The 19,821-nt window shown below is 50.9% G+C and carries 16 protein-coding genes; 12 read left to right on the top strand and 4 right to left on the bottom strand.

Annotation, left to right across the window (positions count from 1 at the left end; all coding sequences use genetic code 11):
• The first annotated feature begins 218 nt into the window (after nucleotides 1–218).
• The 9 genes from rpoB to NFS35_RS29380 all read left to right on the top strand — a co-directional run bounded on the left by rpoB (nucleotide 219) and on the right by NFS35_RS29380 (nucleotide 16,019).
• On the top strand, nucleotides 219–4,103 hold the full coding sequence (gene rpoB, locus NFS35_RS18925; RefSeq protein ID WP_251208658.1) for a DNA-directed RNA polymerase subunit beta: 3,885 nt from the start codon (nucleotides 219–221) through the stop codon (nucleotides 4,101–4,103).
• A gap of 71 nt (nucleotides 4,104–4,174) precedes the next feature.
• Nucleotides 4,175–7,969 carry a DNA-directed RNA polymerase subunit beta' gene (rpoC, locus tag NFS35_RS18920; protein WP_251208657.1) on the top strand — a complete coding sequence of 1,265 codons (3,795 nt, stop codon included), beginning with the start codon at nucleotides 4,175–4,177 and terminating at the stop codon, nucleotides 7,967–7,969.
• Nucleotides 7,970–8,058: 89 nt separating this feature from the next.
• Entirely contained in the window at nucleotides 8,059–8,922 is an 864-nt protein-coding gene (gene rfbD, locus NFS35_RS18915) for a dTDP-4-dehydrorhamnose reductase (RefSeq protein WP_251208656.1), read from the top strand.
• 86 nt (nucleotides 8,923–9,008) lie between these two features.
• Nucleotides 9,009–10,646: a sensor histidine kinase gene (locus tag NFS35_RS18910; protein ID WP_251208655.1), complete on the top strand. Its 1,638-nt coding sequence runs from the start codon at nucleotides 9,009–9,011 to the stop codon at nucleotides 10,644–10,646.
• Nucleotides 10,647–10,677: 31 nt separating this feature from the next.
• A complete protein-coding gene (locus tag NFS35_RS18905; protein WP_251208654.1) occupies nucleotides 10,678–11,487 on the top strand; it encodes a response regulator transcription factor in 810 nt (269 codons plus the stop codon).
• A 177-nt stretch (nucleotides 11,488–11,664) separates the two neighbouring features.
• Nucleotides 11,665–12,585, top strand: a complete 921-nt coding sequence (locus NFS35_RS18900; RefSeq protein WP_251208653.1) for an ABC transporter permease — start codon at nucleotides 11,665–11,667, stop codon at nucleotides 12,583–12,585.
• 12 nt (nucleotides 12,586–12,597) lie between these two features.
• Nucleotides 12,598–13,482, top strand: a complete 885-nt coding sequence (locus NFS35_RS18895) for a carbohydrate ABC transporter permease (RefSeq protein WP_251208652.1) — start codon at nucleotides 12,598–12,600, stop codon at nucleotides 13,480–13,482.
• A gap of 103 nt (nucleotides 13,483–13,585) precedes the next feature.
• On the top strand, nucleotides 13,586–15,196 hold the full coding sequence (locus tag NFS35_RS18890; RefSeq protein ID WP_251208651.1) for an ABC transporter substrate-binding protein: 1,611 nt from the start codon (nucleotides 13,586–13,588) through the stop codon (nucleotides 15,194–15,196).
• A 175-nt stretch (nucleotides 15,197–15,371) separates the two neighbouring features.
• The gene (locus NFS35_RS29380; protein ID WP_330640352.1) at nucleotides 15,372–16,019 is read left to right on the top strand and encodes a hypothetical protein; all 648 of its coding nucleotides are present in this window, start codon (nucleotides 15,372–15,374) and stop codon (nucleotides 16,017–16,019) included.
• Nucleotides 16,020–16,062: 43 nt separating this feature from the next.
• On the opposite strand, the gene NFS35_RS18880 is transcribed toward NFS35_RS29380, so the two are convergent.
• The 4 genes from NFS35_RS18880 to NFS35_RS29375 form a co-directional block, all read right to left on the bottom strand.
• Complete coding sequence (locus NFS35_RS18880; protein ID WP_251208650.1) at nucleotides 16,063–17,139, bottom strand: hypothetical protein; 1,077 nt, start codon at nucleotides 17,137–17,139, stop codon at nucleotides 16,063–16,065.
• A 2-nt stretch (nucleotides 17,140–17,141) separates the two neighbouring features.
• Nucleotides 17,142–17,729 (bottom strand): DUF2812 domain-containing protein, encoded by a 588-nt coding sequence (locus NFS35_RS18875; protein WP_251208649.1) that lies wholly within the window; start codon nucleotides 17,727–17,729, stop codon nucleotides 17,142–17,144.
• Nucleotides 17,722–18,048 (bottom strand): PadR family transcriptional regulator, encoded by a 327-nt coding sequence (locus NFS35_RS18870; RefSeq protein WP_251208648.1) that lies wholly within the window; start codon nucleotides 18,046–18,048, stop codon nucleotides 17,722–17,724. Before NFS35_RS18870 ends, NFS35_RS18875 begins: the two co-directional genes overlap by 8 nt.
• A gap of 104 nt (nucleotides 18,049–18,152) precedes the next feature.
• Complete coding sequence (locus NFS35_RS29375) at nucleotides 18,153–18,218, bottom strand: DUF6061 family protein (RefSeq protein WP_330640365.1); 66 nt, start codon at nucleotides 18,216–18,218, stop codon at nucleotides 18,153–18,155.
• 248 nt (nucleotides 18,219–18,466) lie between these two features.
• On the opposite strand from NFS35_RS29375, the gene NFS35_RS18860 reads away from it, so the two are divergent.
• The 3 genes from NFS35_RS18860 (at nucleotide 18,467) to NFS35_RS18850 (ending at nucleotide 19,821) form a co-directional block, all read left to right on the top strand.
• Nucleotides 18,467–18,835 carry a hypothetical protein gene (locus tag NFS35_RS18860; RefSeq protein WP_251208647.1) on the top strand — a complete coding sequence of 123 codons (369 nt, stop codon included), beginning with the start codon at nucleotides 18,467–18,469 and terminating at the stop codon, nucleotides 18,833–18,835.
• A gap of 27 nt (nucleotides 18,836–18,862) precedes the next feature.
• Nucleotides 18,863–19,270: a hypothetical protein gene (locus NFS35_RS18855; RefSeq protein WP_251208646.1), complete on the top strand. Its 408-nt coding sequence runs from the start codon at nucleotides 18,863–18,865 to the stop codon at nucleotides 19,268–19,270.
• Between the two features lie 191 nt (nucleotides 19,271–19,461).
• On the top strand, nucleotides 19,462–19,821 hold the full coding sequence (locus NFS35_RS18850; RefSeq protein WP_251208645.1) for a BlaI/MecI/CopY family transcriptional regulator: 360 nt from the start codon (nucleotides 19,462–19,464) through the stop codon (nucleotides 19,819–19,821).

The following is a 19,821-nucleotide window of genomic DNA, read 5'->3' as shown; positions in this document are numbered from 1 at the left end:
TGAGGCGTTGTGATGCAGGCATCATAATATCTTTTCATGCCTGTTTCAAGGAATGCGACAGGCTTTTTGGCTAGGAACTGTACAGTTCCTTATTCCCTGAAAGGAATCAAGTCCCGTGTCCGCAGCAGGCATAAAAGTGTGAAAACGGTTTTCAGGCAGCGAAGACAGGCTGCCAGGGAAATCCGGATTTTGCGCAGAAAGAATGGGGTGAAATGTCAATGGAGAAAAACAGAATACGTCCGACAGCCGGTACCAAGGTTACGCGTATGAGTTATGCACGACAAAAAGAGGTCCTGGAGATGCCAGATCTCCTTGAAGTCCAGAAGAATTCCTATCAGTGGTTTCTTGGCGAGGGCTTGAAGGAAGCTTTTGACGACATATCTCCCATCGCGGACTACAGCGGTTCCTTAAGTCTGGAATTTGTGGACTTTGAGCTGAGCAAGAAGGACGTGAAGTATTCCATCGAGGAATGCAAGGAGAGGGACGCCACCTACGCGGCGCCTCTGACAGTTACTGTACGCCTCTATAATAAAGAAAAAGAAGAAATCAGCGAACATAAGATTTTCATGGGCGATCTGCCCCTGATGACTGAGACCGGTACTTTCGTGATAAACGGCGCGGAGCGTGTCATCGTCAGCCAGCTGGTCCGTTCCCCTGGCATCTACTATGCCATCGGCCATGACAAGCTGGGTAAGAGGCTGTATTCCTGTACGGTCATCCCCAGCCGCGGCGCCTGGCTTGAGTATGAGACGGACTCCAATGATGTCTTCTATGTGCGCGTGGACAGGACCCGTAAGGTTCCCGTGACGGTGCTGATTCGTGCGCTGGGCATTGGCACCAATGACGAGATCAGAGAACTTTTCGGCGATGAGCCCAAGATAGAAGCCAGCTTTACCAAGGACACTGCTGAGAATTATCAGGAGGGTCTGTTGGAGCTGTACAAAAAGATTCGCCCCGGCGAGCCTTTGAGCGTGGAGAGCGCGGAGAGCCTGATTAATGCCATGTTCTTCGATCCCCGCAGATATGACCTGGCGAAGGTAGGCAGATATAAATTCAACAAGAAACTGGCGCTCCGAAACCGCATCAGGCATCAGATTCTGGCCGCAGATGTGGTGGATCCCTCCACAGGGGAAATCCTGGCGGCGGCAGGAGAGAAAGTGGATATGGAGCTGGCGGACAGGATTCAGAACGCCGCTGTTCCTTTCGTATATATTCAGACAGAGGAGAAGAATGTCAAGGTCCTCTCCAACCTGATGGTGGATCTGACGGCTTATGTGGACTGTGACCCCAAGGATTTCGGCATCCGTGAGAAAGTGTACTATCCTGTGCTGGCCCAGATTCTGGAGGAGTTCTCCGATGATCCGGAGAAGCTGGCGGAAGCCTTGAAGAAGAACGTCCATGAGCTGGTGCCCAAGCATATTACCAAGGAGGACATCATTGCCTCCATCAATTACAATATGCATCTGGAGTACGGCCTTGGAACCGACGACGATATCGACCATCTGGGCAACAGGCGTATCCGCTGCGTAGGCGAGCTTTTGCAGAACCAGTACCGCATCGGCCTCTCCCGCATGGAGAGAGTGGTGCGCGAGCGCATGACCACCCATGACGCGGACGAGATTTCGCCCCAGTCCCTGATCAACATCAAGCCCGTGACGGCTGCGGTGAAGGAGTTCTTCGGTTCCTCCCAGCTGTCCCAGTTCATGGACCAGAACAACCCGCTGGCGGAGCTGACCAACAAGAGGCGTCTGTCCGCTCTGGGGCCTGGCGGTCTGTCCAGAGACCGCGCCGGATTCGAGGTGCGTGACGTGCACTATTCCCATTATGGGAGGATGTGCCCTATCGAGACCCCTGAAGGTCCCAACATCGGTCTGATCAACTATCTCGCAAGCTACGCGAGAATCAATGAATACGGATTTATCGAGGCCCCTTACAGAAAGGTGGATAAAACCGACCCGAAGAATCCTGTGGTCACGGACGAAGTCGTCTACATGACCGCGGACGAGGAGGACAATTATCATGTGGCGCAGGCCAGTGAGGCCCTGGACGCGGAGAGGCATTTCGTCCGTACTACTGTGTCCGGCCGTTACAGAGAGGAGACTTCCGAGTATCCCCGTGCCATGTTCGACTACATGGACGTGTCTCCCAGAATGGTATTCTCTGTGGCCACAGCGCTGATTCCTTTCCTGCAGAATGACGATGCCAACCGCGCCCTGATGGGTTCCAACATGCAGCGCCAGGCAGTGCCCCTTTTGTCAACGGAGGCGCCTGTGGTAGGTACCGGCATGGAGCCCAAGGCGGCCGTGGACTCCGGCGTCTGCGTGGTGGCGAAGAAGCCCGGAACCATCGATTATGTATCCGCCTCTGTCATCCGCATGACCTATGACGACGGTGAGAAGGCAGAGTTCCACCTGACCAAGTTTACCAGAAGCAATCAGTCCAACTGCTACAACCAGAAACCCATCGTGTTCAAGGGAGACCATGTGGAAGCGGGAGAAGTCATCGCGGACGGCCCGTCCACAGCCATGGGAGAGCTGGCGCTGGGCAAGAATCCACTGATCGGCTTTATGACATGGGAGGGCTACAATTATGAGGACGCCGTACTGATCAGCGAGAGGCTGGTACAGGATGATGTATATACTTCCGTGCATATCGAGGAGTATGAGGCGGAGGCCCGCGACACCAAACTGGGCCCCGAGGAGATTACCAGAGACGTGCCCGGCGTGGGCGACGATGCCCTGAAAGATTTGGATGACAGGGGAATCATCCGCATCGGCGCTGAGGTCCGCGCAGGTGATATCCTGGTGGGCAAGGTCACTCCTAAGGGAGAGACCGAGCTGACCGCGGAGGAACGTCTGCTGCGCGCGATTTTCGGCGAGAAAGCAAGGGAAGTCCGTGACACCTCTTTGAAAGTGCCTCACGGGGAATACGGCATCGTAGTAGACGCCAAGGTGTTCACCAGAGAGAACAGCGACGAGCTGTCCCCCGGCGTGAATCAGGCAGTCCGTATCTATATCGCGCAGAAGAGAAAACTTTCCGTAGGGGACAAGATGGCAGGCCGCCACGGCAACAAGGGCGTGGTTTCCCGTGTGCTGCCCGTGGAGGATATGCCCTATCTGCCCAACGGCCGTCCCCTGGACATTGTGCTGAATCCACTGGGCGTGCCTTCCCGTATGAACATCGGGCAGGTGCTGGAGATTCATCTGTCCCTGGCGGCGAAAGCCCTTGGATTTAACGTTGCGACGCCGATTTTCGACGGCGCTAACGAGAATGATATCATGGACACTCTGGATCTGGCCAATGATTATGTGAATCTGGAGTGGGAGGAATTTGAGGCGAAGCATAAAGAGGAGCTGCGCCCCGAGGTCCTGCAGTATCTGTCTGACAACAGAGATCACAGGGAGCTGTGGAAAGGCGTGCAGATTTCCACCGACGGCAAAGTCCGCCTGCGGGACGGAAGGACGGGCGAATTTTTTGACAGCCCTGTCACCATTGGCCACATGCATTACCTGAAGCTGCACCATCTGGTGGACGACAAGATTCATGCCCGTTCCACAGGCCCGTACTCTCTGGTGACGCAGCAGCCTTTAGGCGGCAAGGCCCAGTTCGGCGGACAGCGCTTCGGAGAGATGGAGGTGTGGGCGCTGGAGGCTTACGGCGCGTCCTACACGCTGCAGGAGATTCTGACCGTGAAGTCTGATGATGTGGTGGGCCGTGTGAAGACCTACGAGGCCATCATCAAGGGCGACAATATCCCTGAACCCGGCATTCCGGAGTCCTTTAAGGTGCTGCTGAAAGAACTGCAGGCACTGGGACTGGATGTGAGGGTGCTGCGGGAGGATCAGACCGAGGTCGAGATTATGGAGACCATCGATTACGGCGACACGGATTACCGCTATGAGATGGGAGAAGACCGGAAATACGATGATTATGACAATGGCTCTCTGGGCGCGATGGGATATCAGGCGCAGGAGTTTGACCAAGAGAGCGGTGAACTTATGAGCTCCGAGGAGGATGAAGATGAGGATGAGGATTTCGAAGAGGATGAGGACCTTGATTACGAGTCGGATTCCGAAGACTTCGATGGCGGCGAGGATTTTTGATGTCAGCAGACACGGCATTTGAAGCCGCACAGAGCGATTACCGGCAGGAAAAATAGAAGGGAGTGCCATTAATGTCAGAAACAAAGAATGAAGCAACGGCATATCAGCCAATGACTTTTGACGCTATCAAAATCGGCTTAGCTTCACCTGATAAGATTCGCGAATGGTCCCATGGCGAGGTAATGAAGCCCGAAACCATTAACTACAGGACGCTGAAGCCCGAAAGGGACGGCCTGTTCTGCGAGAAGATTTTCGGACCCAACAAGGACTGGGAGTGCCATTGCGGAAAATACAAGAAAATCAGATACAAGGGCGTGGTCTGCGACCGCTGTGGCGTGGAAGTCACAAAGTCCAGCGTCCGCAGAGAGCGCATGGGCCACATCGAACTGGCGGCGCCGGTGTCCCATATCTGGTATTTCAAGGGGATTCCCAGCAGGATGGGACTGATTCTGGATCTCTCCCCCAGAGTGCTGGAGAAGGTGCTCTATTTCGCGTCCTATATCGTGCTGGATCCCGGCGGGACCGGCTTGGACTATAAGCAGATTCTGTCCGAGAAGGAATACCAGGACGCAAGGGAGACTTATGGAAATAAATTCCGCGTGGGCATGGGGGCAGAGGCCATCAAAGAGCTTCTGCAGGCCATTGACCTGGAGGCAGAGGCGGAAGAGCTGAAGACCGGATTGAAGGATTCCTCCGGCCAGAAGCGCGCCCGCATCATCAAGAGGCTGGAAGTGGTGGAAGCTTTCAGGGAGTCCGGCAATATGCCTGAATGGATGATTATGGACGTCATCCCTGTCATCCCTCCCGACATCCGTCCCATGGTCCAGCTGGACGGCGGCAGATTCGCCACCTCCGACCTGAATGACTTATATAGAAGAATCATCAACAGAAATAACCGTCTGAAGAGACTGCTGGAGCTGGGCGCTCCCGACATCATTGTCCGCAATGAGAAGCGTATGCTGCAGGAGGCCGTGGACGCCCTGATCGACAATGGCCGCAGAGGCCGTCCTGTCACAGGCCCCGGCAACCGGGCACTTAAGTCCCTGTCCGACATGCTCAAAGGTAAGACCGGGCGCTTCCGTCAAAACCTGTTGGGCAAGCGCGTGGACTATTCCGGACGTTCCGTTATCGTGGTGGGACCGGAGCTGAAGATTTATCAGTGCGGCCTGCCCAAAGAGATGGCCATCGAGCTGTTCAAGCCTTTCGTGATGAAAGAGCTGGTGGCAAAGAGCATCAGCCAGAACATCAAGAACGCCAAGAAGCTGGTGGACAAGATGGACAATCAGGTCTGGGACGTGCTGGAGGAGGTCATCAAGGAGCATCCCGTGATGCTCAACCGCGCCCCGACACTGCACAGGCTGGGCATCCAGGCATTTGAGCCCATTCTGGTAGAGGGTAAGGCCATCAAGCTGCACCCGCTGGTATGTACCGCGTTCAACGCCGACTTTGACGGAGACCAGATGGCAGTGCATCTTCCTCTTTCCGTGGAGGCCCAGGCAGAATGCCGTTTCCTGCTTCTGTCGCCCAACAACCTGCTGAAGCCCTCCGACGGCGGTCCCGTGGCCGTGCCGTCCCAGGATATGGTGCTTGGCATCTACTATCTGACCCAGGAGAGACCTGGTTCGCTGGGTGAGGGCAAGTTCTTTAAAAGTGTGAACGAAGCTATATTGGCGTATGAGAATAAATATTGTACTTTGCATTCCAGGATCAACGTGAGAGTGTCCAAGAAGAATGCGGAGGGTGAAATCATCACCGGCAATGTGGAGTCTACGCTGGGACGTTTCATCTTTAACGAAATCCTGCCTCAGGATTTGGGATTCGTAGACAGGAGCGTACCTGAGAACTTCCTGAAGCCGGAGGTGGATTTCCATGTGGACAAAAAGGGCCTGAAGAAGATTCTGGAGAAAGTCATCAATACCCACGGCGCTTCCAGGACCGCGGAGGTGCTGGATGATGTGAAATCCATCGGCTACAAGTATTCCACCCAGGCTGCCATGACGGTATCCATCTCTGACATGACAGTGCCGGCGAAGAAGCCGGAGCTTTTGTCCCAGGCCCAGGCTACAGTGGATAAGATTTCCACCAACTTCCGCAGAGGTCTGATTACGGAGGAAGAGCGCTACCGCGCGGTGGTGGAGACCTGGAATGAGACCGATAAAGAGCTGACGGACGTGCTGCTGGCAGGTCTGGATAAATATAACAATATCTTCATGATGGCTGACTCCGGCGCCCGTGGTTCCAACCAGCAGATCAAGCAGCTGGCAGGCATGCGCGGTCTGATGGCCGATACCACAGGCCGTACCATCGAGCTGCCGATCAAGTCCAACTTCCGTGAGGGTCTGGACGTGCTGGAGTATTTCATGTCGGCCCACGGCGCCCGCAAGGGTCTGTCCGATACGGCGCTGCGTACCGCTGACTCCGGGTACCTGACCAGGCGAATGGTTGACGTATCCCAGGAGCTGAGTATCCGCGAGGTGGACTGCAGCGAGGGCAGGACGGAAATCCCCGGCATGACGGTGAAAGCTTTCATGGACGGCAAGGAGACCATCGAGGGTCTGAAAGACAGAATCACGGGAAGATATTCCTGTGAGGATATTTACGATAAGGACGGGGAGCTGATCGTAAAGCACAATCATATGATCACTCCCAGCCGTGCGGCCAGGATTCTGAGCATGGGCGTGGACGGGAAGGGCGAGCCCATCGAGGCCATCAAAATCCGTACCATTCTCACCTGCCGTTCCCATGTGGGAATCTGCGCTAAGTGCTACGGCGCCAACATGGCTACCGGTGAAGCCGTTCAGGTGGGTGAAGCGGTAGGCATCATTGCCGCCCAGTCCATCGGTGAGCCCGGAACACAGCTGACCATGCGTACTTTCCATACCGGCGGTGTGGCAGGCGACGATATCACACAGGGTCTTCCCCGTGTAGAGGAGCTGTTTGAGGCCAGAAAGCCTAAGGGTCTTGCGATCATTGCGGAATTCGGCGGCAAGGCGGAGCTTCGCGATACCAAGAAGAAACGGGAGGTAGTCATCACTAACGATGAGACCGGCGACAGCAAGGCATACCTGATTCCCTATGGTTCCCGCATCAAGGTGCTGGACGGCCAGGTGCTGGAGGCCGGCGACGAGCTGACAGAAGGAAGCGTAAATCCCCACGACCTGCTGAAAATCAAGGGCATCCGTTCCGTGCAGGACTACATGCTTCGGGAGGTTCAGAGAGTGTACCGTCTGCAGGGCGTGGACATCGCGGATAAGCATATCGAGGTCATCGTACGCCAGATGCTGAAAAAGGTGCGCATCGAGAACAGCGGAGACACAGAGTTCCTGCCCGGGACGCTGGTAGATTTCCTGGAGTACGAGGATATGAACGAGGCCCTGATCGCGGAAGGCAAGGAGCCCGCGGAAGGAAAGCAGGTACTGCTGGGTATCACCAAGGCCGCCCTTGCCACCAATTCGTTCCTGTCGGCCGCTTCGTTCCAGGAGACCACGAAAGTCCTGACAGAGGCCGCCATCAAGGGGAAGGTGGACAATCTGATCGGTCTGAAAGAGAACGTGATTATCGGTAAGCTGATACCTGTGGGTACCGGCATGAAGCGCTACCGCAACACAAGGCTGAATACGGATGAGGTAAAGAACATTTCCTTTGAGGAGCTTGGGGAAGAAGAGGAGTTTGTCCCCGGGGAAAGCGGGGAGGAGACAGGCAGCATTCCGGAAGAAGCCGGATTGGATGAGGTGGACGAAATCGAAGAGATTGAGGATACCTATTTCGAGGAAGACATGGAAGAGGACGAGGACTTCGGGGAAGAGCCGGAGGACGACTTGGAAGGGACAGATTTGGAAGACGTGGATTCGGAAGATATAGAATAAGACAGCGGAAGCTGCTGTAAAGGCAGGAGGGTGTGGTTGAGAGGACGGCACCCTCTTGTCGTATAAAAAAACAGATAAGGGAGACGAATATGAAGATTCTGGTAACGGGAGTAAAGGGACAGTTGGGCTATGATGTGGTGAACGAGCTGGAAAAGCGGGGGATCCAGGCAGTGGGCGTGGACATCGAGGAGATGGATGTGACGGATGCGGAAAGCGTGGACAAGGTCATCAGGGAGGCCGCGCCGGACGCTGTCATCCACTGCGCCGCCTATACGGCAGTGGATGCCGCGGAGGAGCATGAGGAGCTCTGCCGAAAAGTGAATACCGAGGGACCCAGGAACATAGCCAGGGTCTGCAAGGAACTGGATATCAAAATGGTGCATATCAGCACGGACTATGTATTCGGCGGCGAGGGCACCGCGTTCTGGAAACCGGAGGACGCCTGCGATCCCCAGAGTGTGTACGGCATGACGAAGTACGAGGGAGAGTTGGCGGTGCAGGAGCTTCTGGAGAAGTATTTCATCGTCCGACTGACCTGGACCTTTGGCATAAACGGTAAGAATTTCGTAAAGACTATGCTTAATTTGTCTAAAAACCATGATACAATCCGCGTAGTCAATGACCAGATAGGATCGCCCTCCTATACTTACGATCTGGCAAAGCTTCTGGTAGATATGGTGCTCACGGATAAGTATGGTGTCTACCATGCCACCAACGAGGGAATCTGTTCCTGGTATGAATTTGCCTGCGCGATTTTCAGGGAGGCGGGCATTGAGATGAATGTGGTGCCGGTGACGACACAAGAGTACGGAGCCAAGGCCAAGAGACCGGCCAACAGCCGGATGGACAAGGAGAAGCTGACCCGGAACGGATTTGAGAGACTGCCCTCCTGGCAGGATGCGCTGACCAGATATATAAAGGCATTGAGGGAGAATCATTTCTTTGAGGAATGAAATCAGGACTGCCGTCCTTATGCGTCAGTGACGGCTTGCGCTTTGCTGTGGGGAGTTGGCGGGTACAGTATCTAAGGAGTAATAAAGTGAAACGTTATACAGATACCTTTCGATTTCAGATACTTTCTCTGTTCCTGCTGATCAGTATACCGGCGGCAGGCTTGTCTCTGGCGGCCAGCCACTTTAATTTCGAGGTGGCCAGCAAGCAGGTGCTGAACGCGAAACAGACCAGCATGAATATTCTGGTGGAACAGTATGATACGAGCCTGGAAGGAGTGGAGAATTATCTGAAATTGCTGCTGTATACGGACAATTCCTATGCGGCCCTGCGGCGGGAGATAACAGGCACGAGATATCAGCAGGCGAGAGTCTGGCTGAATGACGAGCTGTCTAACCTGATGAGCTATTTTCCGCTGGTGTCGGGGTTCTACGTATATGTATTCAATAACGATGATATCTATATGTCAAAACGAAAGGACCAGATTCCCATTGACGCTCAGGAATATCTGCAGCTCAGGATTCCTCTGGACAAGCCCTATATACAGCCCTGCGTGATTGAGTGTGAGGAAGGAAAATACCTGATTTCCGGATATCGGAATTCTTTTCTTGAGATTGGATTTGTGATATATCTGAACGAATTGCAGGCACAGCTCAGGACGGGTTTGGGGCAGGATGATATCCTGACACTTTCGTTTCTGGGCAGTGGGGAGGAAATATTTCTGGGGGAGGGAGAAATTCCGGATAAATCCGGTTATGCTATGCTGGAGAAGGAGTTTTCCGTGATGCCGGTGAATCTCAGGCTCTATTTCCCGGAGGACACCATGCGGAATGGAATCTCTTTCAGGGACAAGCTGCTGATGTCCATGACACTTCTGCTGGCAGGATTCATTCCTGTCTTCCTGATCGCCATTAAGAGGTGGTTCCTGATTCCCATGCGCAAGGTTTCCTCTGCCATGCAGGAAATATTGAATGGGAACATTGACTACCGAATCCAGAAGTTTTCCGACACAAGGGAGTTCTGCGATATTGAACAGGCATTCAACCACATGCTGGACTACAGCCAGAACCTGAAGATAGAAGCTTACGAACTGAAGCTGGAAAAGGAAAAGGAGGAGCTGATCAATTTAAAGCTTCAGATAAATCCCCATCTGCTCTTAAATTCCCTCAGCGTGGTACACAGCCTTGCCTTTAACCAGAAGACAGAAGAAATCAGGGACTTTACTTACAATCTGTCCAAGTATTTCCGGTATGCCCTGCGCAATGCCTCGGAATTCGTCACGGTGCGGTCTGAGCTTGAGTTTGTCAAGACATACAGTCAGGTACAGAGAGTCCGTCACCCGGATGCCTTTTATGTCATGTACGATGTAGACGAGGAGTTGATGGAGGAGCTGATACCTCCTCTGATAATACAGAATTTCGTTGAAAACAGTACGAAATATGCGATTAGGCCGGATAAGGAAATAGAGATTTTCGTCATACTGCGGAGAGATGAAGAGATGCTTCGCCTCGCCATATGCGATGACGGAAGAGGAATGGACACCGGGCTGGTGCAGAAGGTTCTGGCGGGAGAAATCGTGGAGGACAGCAGGGGGCAGCATGTGGGAATCTGGAACTGCCAGAAGCGTCTCCGCAGTTTTTATGGGGAAAAAGCGAATTTCAGGATTACTTCCCGAAAGGGGGAGGGGACGCAGGTCTGGATGGAATTTCCTCATATAGAAGCGTGAGGCGGAGCTGTCCGCATGTGTGGAGGAAAAGATGAATTTGCTGATTGTGGAGGATGAGAAGGAAATCATCAATGGAATCATGGCAGGGGTGGACTGGGAAGAGGCGGGAATCGATACGGTCTGCCAGGCTACTTCGCTGGAGGTGGCTGTCAGGCAGCTGGATGCGGTCAGGATTGACATCGTGCTCTGCGACATTGAACTGCCGGACGGATCGGGACTGGATTTTCTGGAGTGGCTCAAGGGAAAATATCCGGGAACCGTGAGTCTGATCATGACATGCCATGAGGAATTCGACTATGCCAAGAGGGCAGTTTCGCTGGGGTGCCGGGATTTTATCGTAAAGCCTATCATCTATGGGGAGCTGGAAGAGAAGCTCCGGGGCGTAAAGCGGGAGATTGCCGCACGTCAGGAGAATGACAGATACCAGGCTTTCGGCAGGGAGTGGATGAAACAGATATCGAAGGAGCAGGAATCGCCCCTTTCCACGGTCAACAAAAAGGAGCTGATCTGCCAGGTGAAAGCCTATATCACCCTGCACTTGAAGGAGGATCTGCGGGTGGAACAGATGGCCAAGCGGTTCTGCATTTCGGCGGACTATCTGTCGAAGCTGTTCAAGCGGGAGGAGGGAACCGGCATAGGGGATTACATCGTGGAGGAAAGGATGTTCCTGGCCGCGGAGCTGATGAAAGCGGGGCATGCCTCGGTGTCGAGAATCGCCTATGAGTGCGGCTACGATAATTACAGCTATTTTACAAAGGTATTTAAAAAAAGATACGGAATGACGCCCCGGGAGTTCATACAGGATGAGGGCAGCAGAGAAAATGGCAATTTGCAGGATTGAACGGCAAATTGCCATTTTTGTTCGGATAAGTTCTATTATTGTTTGGCTATAATGCATATAATAAAGGCACTGTATTAAATATGGCGGCTTTAAATATGACAATAGAAGGAGCATAAATATACGCCGGATTGTCTATCTGCTGGTAATATTTGCCGCAACTGGAGGGGAAGGACGAGGATGAAGAAAAAGAAGAAGAGAAACTGGAAGAACGCCCTGCCGATTTACTGTATGATGCTTCCGGGAATTATCTATCTGCTGGTCAACAATTATGCGCCTATGTTCGGGCTGGTAATCGCGTTCAAGAAGATTAACTGGAACAAGGGAATCCTTGGAAGCGACTGGGCAGGATTTTCCAATTTCCGCTATCTGTTCGCCTCCTCCGAGGCATTGAACATGACGAAGAACACGGTGCTGTACAATCTGGCTTTCATTGTGGTGGGAACGGTGGTATCCATCACGGTGGCCATCCTGCTTAATGAGGTCACCGCGAAGTTCGCCAGCAGGGCCTATCAGACATTGATTCTGCTTCCTTACATGATATCCTGGGTCATCGTAAGCTACCTGGTATTCGCTTTCCTCAGCGCCGAGACGGGAATGGTGAACCAGAGCATCCTGGGGCCGCTGGGAAAAGAGCCTATCGTCTGGTATCAGGAGAAAAAGTACTGGCCCTTTCTCTTGGTGTTCGCGTATCTGTGGAAGAGCGTAGGATTCTCCATGGTCATCTATCTGTCCAGCATTGTGGGAATCAGCAAGGAGTACTATGAGGCGGCCAGGATAGACGGAGCCGGGAAGTGGAAGCAGATAAAGTATATTACCCTTCCCCTGCTGAAATCAACAGTCATCACGTTGCTGATCATGAATATAGGAAGCATCTTTTATTCAGATTTCGGTCTCTTCTATCAGGTGCCCAGAAACTCGGGCGCGCTGTACGATGTGACCCAGACCATCGATACATATGTGTATAACGCGCTGATGCAGCAGGGAAATATCTCACTGTCTTCGGCGGCAGGTTTTTATCAGTCCATTGTAGGCTTTGTGCTGGTGCTGGCGGCCAATGCCATTGTCCGTAAATACAGTAAAGAGAGCGCACTGTTCTAGGAGGGGGAAGCCATGACAGGAAAAGACGAAAAAAGAATACGCATCATTGCGCATATAGTGTTGACGATTTTGAGCCTGATGTCGGTGCTGCCCTTTGTCCTGCTGATATCTTCCTCGCTGACGGATGAAAAAGCCGCAATCGTATCGGGATTCCGCTTTCTTCCGACGCAGTTCAGCACAGAGGCCTATCAGTACATCATGCAGCAGAGCACCATGATATTCCGCGCCTATGGCATCACCATTTTTACCACTCTGGTGGGAACTGCCATCGGCCTGTCCGTCACCTCCCTGCTGGGGTATGGTCTCACCAAGGATATTCCGGGAAAAGGATTTTTCAACTTTTTTGTGGTATTCACCATGCTGTTCAATGGCGGCCTGGTGCCCACCTATCTGATTTATACAAAATATCTGCACATCGCGGATACCATCTGGGCGCTGATTGTTCCCTCCCTGCTGGTGAATGCGTTCCAGGTGATGCTGGTGAGGAACTATTTCTCTACCAGTATACCGGAATCTCTGCTGGAGAGCGCAAAGCTGGACGGCGCCAGCGAGATGTCGATTTTCAGGCTGATTGTTCTGCCGCTGTCAAAGCCCATCCTGGCTACGGTGGGACTGATGATGGCACTGGCTTACTGGAACAACTGGACGAACGGACTCTATTACCTGAACGACCCCTCATTGTACTCCATCCAGAACGTGCTGAATGCCATTAACAGCAATATCGCGGCGCTGACATCCATGGCGGGAAGCGGCCTTTACATCAACAAATCAGATATCCCTACCCTGACGGCGCGTATGGCCATCGCCGTGCTGGGCGTGCTGCCCATGCTGATCATTTATCCGTTCTTCCAGAGATATTTCGTAAAGGGTATCACGCTGGGAGCGGTAAAGGGCTAGGAGGAAAATATTTTTTGATAAATGGCTTTTGCGGGAATGCATTTTTACTGCGGAAGTGATTTATAAATAGTAAACAGTGGACAAGAGGAAAAAGGAGGAAAGTATGAAAAAAAGATTGCTTACAAAAATTCTCGCGCTGGCAATGAGTGCCGTACTGTTGACAGCCTGCGGATCCGGTGACGGCGGAAATTCCGGCAGCGCCGGCAGTACATCCGAGAGTTCCGCAGAGGAACAGGGCGGAGAGCAGGAGAGCAGTTCCGAGGAGGAAAATCAGGAGAGCCAGGATGAGCAGCCGGCTGCAGCAGGAGATGCTGTTACCGTAAGGATGACCTACATCACGGGCGGCGTGGAGCCCGACGGGCTTGACCGCGTGGAGGCGGCTCTGAACGAGCAGTCTCTGGCAAAAATAGGCTGCAATATCGAGCTGGTGCCGGTAGCTCATGCGGACGAGGCCGCTACTTACAATAAGTGGTTTGCGTCAGGCGAGGATGTGGATATCATCTGCACCGTATTCCAGGATTATCTGTCAATGATCAATGCGGGGGGGTTCCAGCCCCTTGATGACCTGATTGCCGAGTGCGGAAAGGACATGCTGGAGAAAGATAAGGAGAAGTCTTTCCTGGGCGCAGGAAGATACAAGGGCCAGCTCTACGGCATCCCTACCATTCCGTCAGCGCCCGGCAACGGCGGCGCGCTCTATATCCGCAAGGATGTCCTTGACCAGCTGGACACCGAGGGTATCGACCTGGAAGGCTACATCGGATATGAGGAGCTGGACAGCCTGCTTTCTCAGATTTATGAGAAGTTCCCCGAGTACACGGCCCTCGGCGTATCCGGTAAGGACAGGACTAAATCAAATTTCTTCTTTGTAAAGAATTATGACAACCTGGGCGTCGGGGAATCCAGCGGTGTGGTAGTGGATGCCCTCAACGACACCACAGTGGAGAACCTTTATGCCACAGAGGAATACCGCGAGTACCTGGACTGGATGAGGAAATGGTATCAGGCGGGCTATATTTCCAAAGATGCGGCTACCTCCGATGAAAGCGGCGGTGACTTGTTCGACGCAGGTAAGGCTGCAACCTGTATTGGTATGAGCACTCCCGGTACAAGAGAAAATACTGAGCTGGAGAGCGGTACCGAAGTTGTACAGATTGATTTGTGTCCTACATGGATGACCACAAACGTGTATACAGGCGTTCTGTTCTTCATCCCTACCAATGCAAAGAATCCCGAGAAAGCAATGGAAGTGCTGAATCTGCTGTTCACTGACGGAGAATTTTCCAATGTTCTCGCCAACGGCGTGGAGGGTGAGGATTACACCATTACCGATGCCGAAAACGGCGTAATCGAATTCAACGGAAGCGCTGAGAAGAAGTATACCAACATGTTCGGCGTATGGGGTGATGGTGCACAGTGGTACATCAGCCCGCCTACCACACCTGATATCTATCAGCAGCGCGAGGACTATCTGGCAGAGACCGTTGCCCATACCTCCAAGGTATACGGCTATAAGTTCGATGCCAGCAGCGTAGAGACAGAGCAGTCCACAGTCAAGAATGTAATCGCCAAGTATCTGACACAGTTAGAGTATGGCACCGTAGATGTGGATACCGTTCTTCCCGAATTCCTGAACGATCTGGAGAATGCAGGGATGAGCACCATCATCGAGGAGAACCAGAGACAGCTTGACGAGTGGCTGGCCGGGCAATAAGGAGAGGCTATGGACGCTGGCTTCTGACATAATGTGATAAAGGCTATTGTTGTGTAGAAATGATATGCAACAGTAGCCTTTATTAATATTGTGGTTTACATTCTTCTGAAGATTTTCTTTTATATATACATAACCGGTTATGAAACAATAAAAATTTTAAAAAGGAGATTCGATTATGGATGAGATGGTTAGAAAGACCCAAATTTATTTGAATACAACTTATAGGAACAAACCTGGATACAACATTGTTGCCATCATCCAGGGTGCGCTTTGGTGTAAGGGATACAGCACTGGCATATATGATATAGACCAGTATAAGCTTGTGAATAGTGGTTCCCCTACAATCCGAATGATTCAGCAGAAGCTCAACCGGCGTTATGAACGCTTTACAGGCATGGTTCCAAACGCCATCTGCATGACCTGTGGCCGGGTCAGTCCAATATCCAAACGCAAGCCCTTTGAGGAATTGGCGATAATGTTTGAGGGGAGCACCGCCAGCGGCGCGGAGAGAGCGTATCGGCGGGCAGTGGAGAAATTGACCGTCCTGCTGGTGGAGGCTGGTACGCTCCACGCCATCAGGCTCCGGCGGAAGTCAGTGAAGCGGATAAAAAAGAAAATCGCCGCCGCAGTCTATGAGTATCAGGCAGACTGCGACGGCGGGTGGGGCGAGATTCAGTTTGATTTTGAGAACGGCACAGCGGTGATTGTCCGGCTGGCGGAGTGGGATACGATGGTGGGCAAGCTATTTGCGGAGCAGATAATGAAATATATCAGGGCTTGTGACGCAGATAATCTGCCGAAAAAGTCGTTACTTGCGTTTTGAGGGCGGCTGTATATAAACAACCACTTTGCCAATTAAAATCGATTCAATCAACAACAAATTCTTCTGTGGCGGGAGAACCTTGCCATGTGTTCCCGTCTGAACGGTGATACTCTCTCACAACAGAGCCATCCGTCTTTGTATAGTCAATTACGAATACCTGACCCGTTTCAACTTCCATCGGATAATTGTTGTAAGGTAAGACATTTCCAGTCGTGGAATTATCTTTGAAATCATCGTATGCGTTTTCTAAGCGCCAAAATTCCCTGTATTGGTAGTCGGGAAAAACTGCTGATAAATCTACCTTTCCAAAATATAGTGCAGTATACTCTTTCTCCCCAATTTGGATGGTATCAGTCCGAGATGCCTCATTATTGAGAGCCAGTGAAGTCAAATCTTCCGTATGCAACGCGTTACCGTATTTTTTGTAAAGCTGATTTGCCATGCAGGGAACGGAATTTGTTGCATAAGCCATCGCTTCTATGTTGGTGTGAGCTGAACCGTATATCCCCATCACATCGACACCATTCAAACTGTCAAATTCTCGAATAAAGTTTTCAACCATTGTATTTTCGCGATATGCGTTATCGGAATGCTGATAGTAATATTGCCCTTGTTCGATGTTTGCCTGTGACAGCCGGTACAGCTCGGACTGTTGCTGTCCTATGGACTCAAGGTATTCCAGAAAGCGTTTTCCTGTCGTATCATATTGATGACCAACATCTGTTCCGTGAAAAACAGTCTCCGGACATTCATTTTTAATTCGTTTGTAGAAATTGACAACCTCTTGAGAGTACATAGCCGTTCCAGCCCAATCTTGATATAGCGAATCCAAAATGTCATCGTCATCGGACTTCATCCACAAATTCATATACTCTGCTGTATAATACGGAAGTTCTACAAAGAGATCCCGCACACCGTCATTTTGATAATATGATGACCACAATTCAAATTCTTTTTCTAAAATATTTTCGACAGAGTGTTCTTCCCCGTATAAGAATATTTCTCCCGATGACTGTCCGCGTTTTGCAAAAAATCGCATAATAAAATATCCCAAAATGATAAGCGCAACAACAGCGATTGCTATTGCAATTATCATTTTCTTATTTCGCTTGGCTTTCATATTCACCACTCCTTTGTTTTTGCTTGTTTGTTCAGCCGGAGCAATTCGATTTGACACATAAGCAATCCGACTACAGAAATAGCGCCAAAAACACCCCATACCCATGTACGCATCAGGATGCCCAATACCACAGACACAAGAAACAGATAGAGCCATGGACGGCGCATCTGTTTGCAATAGTTGGCCTTATCCTCATAGGTGGTGTGCAATTCAAACGGCTTGCCGTCAGTCTCCTTTTCAACAATCAGCAGCTCCCGGTTGAATGTGGTGCTGTTTGTGGCAAGCCGTCCTCCCTGCTCAGCCCAAGGACGTACTACTACTTTTCCCACATTCCAGTTGAGGTTGATATTTTTGAAGAACACGCGATAGCCGACATCCTCCAGGAAGCGGGCGTAGTCTGCGGCACTCTCCTTTGACATCTGCCCAATAAATCCAACGCAATACTGATATTGCCCAGGGGTACATTCCTCAAATTCATAAAGCATTTTTCCTGTGCGGATCAGTCTGTATCCCTTTTCCGCCATCTTGTTAAGCCAGTTTGCCTGCGATACGAGCAGGCTGCCATAATAGCGATAGCACTTCTTACTCATAAATCCCTCCGATTATCTTTACCGCTGTCTGCGTCAATTCCTGCAACCTTGCTAGTTCTTTTGTGGCAATTTCTCTGCCGAGATCAGTGATGAGATATTCTTTTTTTCTGCCCTCGCTGTTCCCGTATAGTGAAATCCAGCCCTTTTCTTCGAGAGTATTTAATGCTCCGTATAATGTTCCTGCTCCTAAAGCTAAACGCCCACCTGTCCTTTCTTCAATAAATTGCATAATCGCGTATCCATGTTTTGACGTGAACAGAGAGAGTAAAATATAGAACGTCACCTCGGTTAGCGCACCACCCTTCGCGTTATCTCTCATAGCATCACCTCTCTATTACGGTTACTGTAAATATAATATCACTAACCGTAATAGTTGTCAACTTCTTATTTTTTCCTCACCCCGTAACAGCTGTCAGATATTGCTCAGGGGTCTCCGTTCAATATCAGGTCAGCATGCCCAATCGGGTCGTTATACACCAGCCAGTCCAATTCTGACCGCTGGCGGATGGTATGTGCAACTTCGTCCTCTACGGCTGTTCGGCTATCTGGCGCACATTATGCATGCTGTGCTGCGCTTGCAAACTATTTGTATTGCGAATTGGAACAATAAGTTAAAAAGGCTCCCCATAGCGCAATCGTGGGGAGCTTTTATAGATGGATAAAAACAGATTGGCTTGCAAAATATGTGATTCTTAGGTATGCTGAACAGAGAAAGTCATATATATGGAGGGGCGACTATGAAGCCAAAGACTTTGAAAATTCTTTTATTGATTCAGTCCATTGCAATGGTATTAGCCTTGGGGTGGCTTTGCTTAGAGATTATAATAAGTAGTGAGAGAACAACATTAATATGTGAAAATTCGCCGGATGGGGCTTATACGTTACTCGTTCACAAAAGTTCAAAGATTCTTTTATTTCATCCGATTGACCATATTCAGGTGGTGCTTTGTGATAATGATTCTGTAGGTTATAAAGCGTTCGATGTTGATATTTCTGATTTTGCCAGATGTGAGATTGAATGGGAGGAAGATGGTGTCCGGATAGTTTTGCATGGGCAAGAAGCTCTATACTATACTTTACCATTTAGAGTAGAAACAGAACAATAATGGATTATGTATTGTGAGGGAATGTATATGAAGACTAAAACTTTGAAAATCTTGCTTGTTGTTGAATTTGTGATAACAGTATTCGTTTTATATATCTTACTTTCTGCTTTTAGGGAGGGAGGGCTGGGGGACGAGATGTTCCGTGAGTTTTCACCGGATGGGAAATATGAGCTGGTCATAGAAGGAAAAACTGCTCCAAATGGACTTTATTCCGCGGTTTCCTTTTTTAAAGTGAAGCTCTGCGAGAACAAAGCCGAAAATCCTTATATTGTCTGGTTCCGTGCACAGATTTCCGATGAAGGCGGCCCTCCGAAATATGAGGCTGAATGGATGGAGGACGGTGTCAGGATAAATTTGTATGGCAGGAGGCTTGTAAGCTACGAATATATTTTACCGTTCAAGACGGCAGAGGATGCAGAGAGGCCTCGGCAATGACTGGTCTATAAGAAGTTCTAAAGACATTTCAGGTTTGTCCACTGAAGCCCGATTAGAGGCTGTATGAATTTCCGCAGAGTCCCTGTCCCTGACCAGGGACTCAGAAACTATTGATGGTTTTCTTTATTGACATATGATTCTACAAGATGTAATATAAAAACACTACAACTTGTAGGACAGGAGGCGGCAGCATGGGCGAATTGAGAATGGGGACGGCAGAAGCGAGATTTGCGGATATAATCTGGGACAACGAGCCGATTTCATCAGGAGATCTCGCGAAGCTGGCAGACAGGGAATTCAAATGGAAGAAGACAACCTCGTTTACGGTATTGAAGAGGCTGTGCGAGAGGGGGCTTTTCCAGAACCAGAACGGGACGGTCACTTCCCTGGTATCCAGAAAGGAGTTCTACGCGCGACATAGCCAGCAGTATGTGGAGGAGGCGTTCGGCGGCTCCCTGCCTGCTTTCCTGGCAGCGTTCGGCACCAGGAAGAAGCTTTCGGAGCAGGAGATTGAGGAGATTCAGGGCATTATCGATTCCATGAGGGGGTAG

The organism is Acetatifactor aquisgranensis (genome assembly GCF_943193215.1).
Taxonomy (GTDB): domain Bacteria; phylum Bacillota; class Clostridia; order Lachnospirales; family Lachnospiraceae; genus Acetatifactor; species Acetatifactor aquisgranensis.
This window is presented reverse-complemented; position numbering and strand designations above follow the sequence as displayed.

Excerpts from the sequence above, each read along its gene's own strand:
- NFS35_RS18875 (WP_251208649.1), bottom strand. The coding sequence starts at position 17,729 with ATGAGTAAGAAGTGCTATCGCTATTATGGCAGCCTGCTCGTATCGCAG.
- rfbD (WP_251208656.1), top strand. The coding sequence starts at position 8,059 with ATGAAGATTCTGGTAACGGGAGTAAAGGGACAGTTGGGCTATGATGTG.
- NFS35_RS18905 (WP_251208654.1), top strand. The coding sequence starts at position 10,678 with ATGAATTTGCTGATTGTGGAGGATGAGAAGGAAATCATCAATGGAATC.
- NFS35_RS29380 (WP_330640352.1), top strand. The coding sequence starts at position 15,372 with ATGGATGAGATGGTTAGAAAGACCCAAATTTATTTGAATACAACTTAT.
- NFS35_RS18890 (WP_251208651.1), top strand. The coding sequence starts at position 13,586 with ATGAAAAAAAGATTGCTTACAAAAATTCTCGCGCTGGCAATGAGTGCC.
- NFS35_RS18860 (WP_251208647.1), top strand. The coding sequence starts at position 18,467 with ATGAAGCCAAAGACTTTGAAAATTCTTTTATTGATTCAGTCCATTGCA.
- NFS35_RS18870 (WP_251208648.1), bottom strand. The coding sequence starts at position 18,048 with ATGAGAGATAACGCGAAGGGTGGTGCGCTAACCGAGGTGACGTTCTAT.
- NFS35_RS18900 (WP_251208653.1), top strand. The coding sequence starts at position 11,665 with ATGAAGAAAAAGAAGAAGAGAAACTGGAAGAACGCCCTGCCGATTTAC.
- NFS35_RS18855 (WP_251208646.1), top strand. The coding sequence starts at position 18,863 with ATGAAGACTAAAACTTTGAAAATCTTGCTTGTTGTTGAATTTGTGATA.
- NFS35_RS18880 (WP_251208650.1), bottom strand. The coding sequence starts at position 17,139 with ATGAAAGCCAAGCGAAATAAGAAAATGATAATTGCAATAGCAATCGCT.
- NFS35_RS18895 (WP_251208652.1), top strand. The coding sequence starts at position 12,598 with ATGACAGGAAAAGACGAAAAAAGAATACGCATCATTGCGCATATAGTG.
- rpoC (WP_251208657.1), top strand. The coding sequence starts at position 4,175 with ATGTCAGAAACAAAGAATGAAGCAACGGCATATCAGCCAATGACTTTT.
- NFS35_RS18850 (WP_251208645.1), top strand. The coding sequence starts at position 19,462 with ATGGGCGAATTGAGAATGGGGACGGCAGAAGCGAGATTTGCGGATATA.
- rpoB (WP_251208658.1), top strand. The coding sequence starts at position 219 with ATGGAGAAAAACAGAATACGTCCGACAGCCGGTACCAAGGTTACGCGT.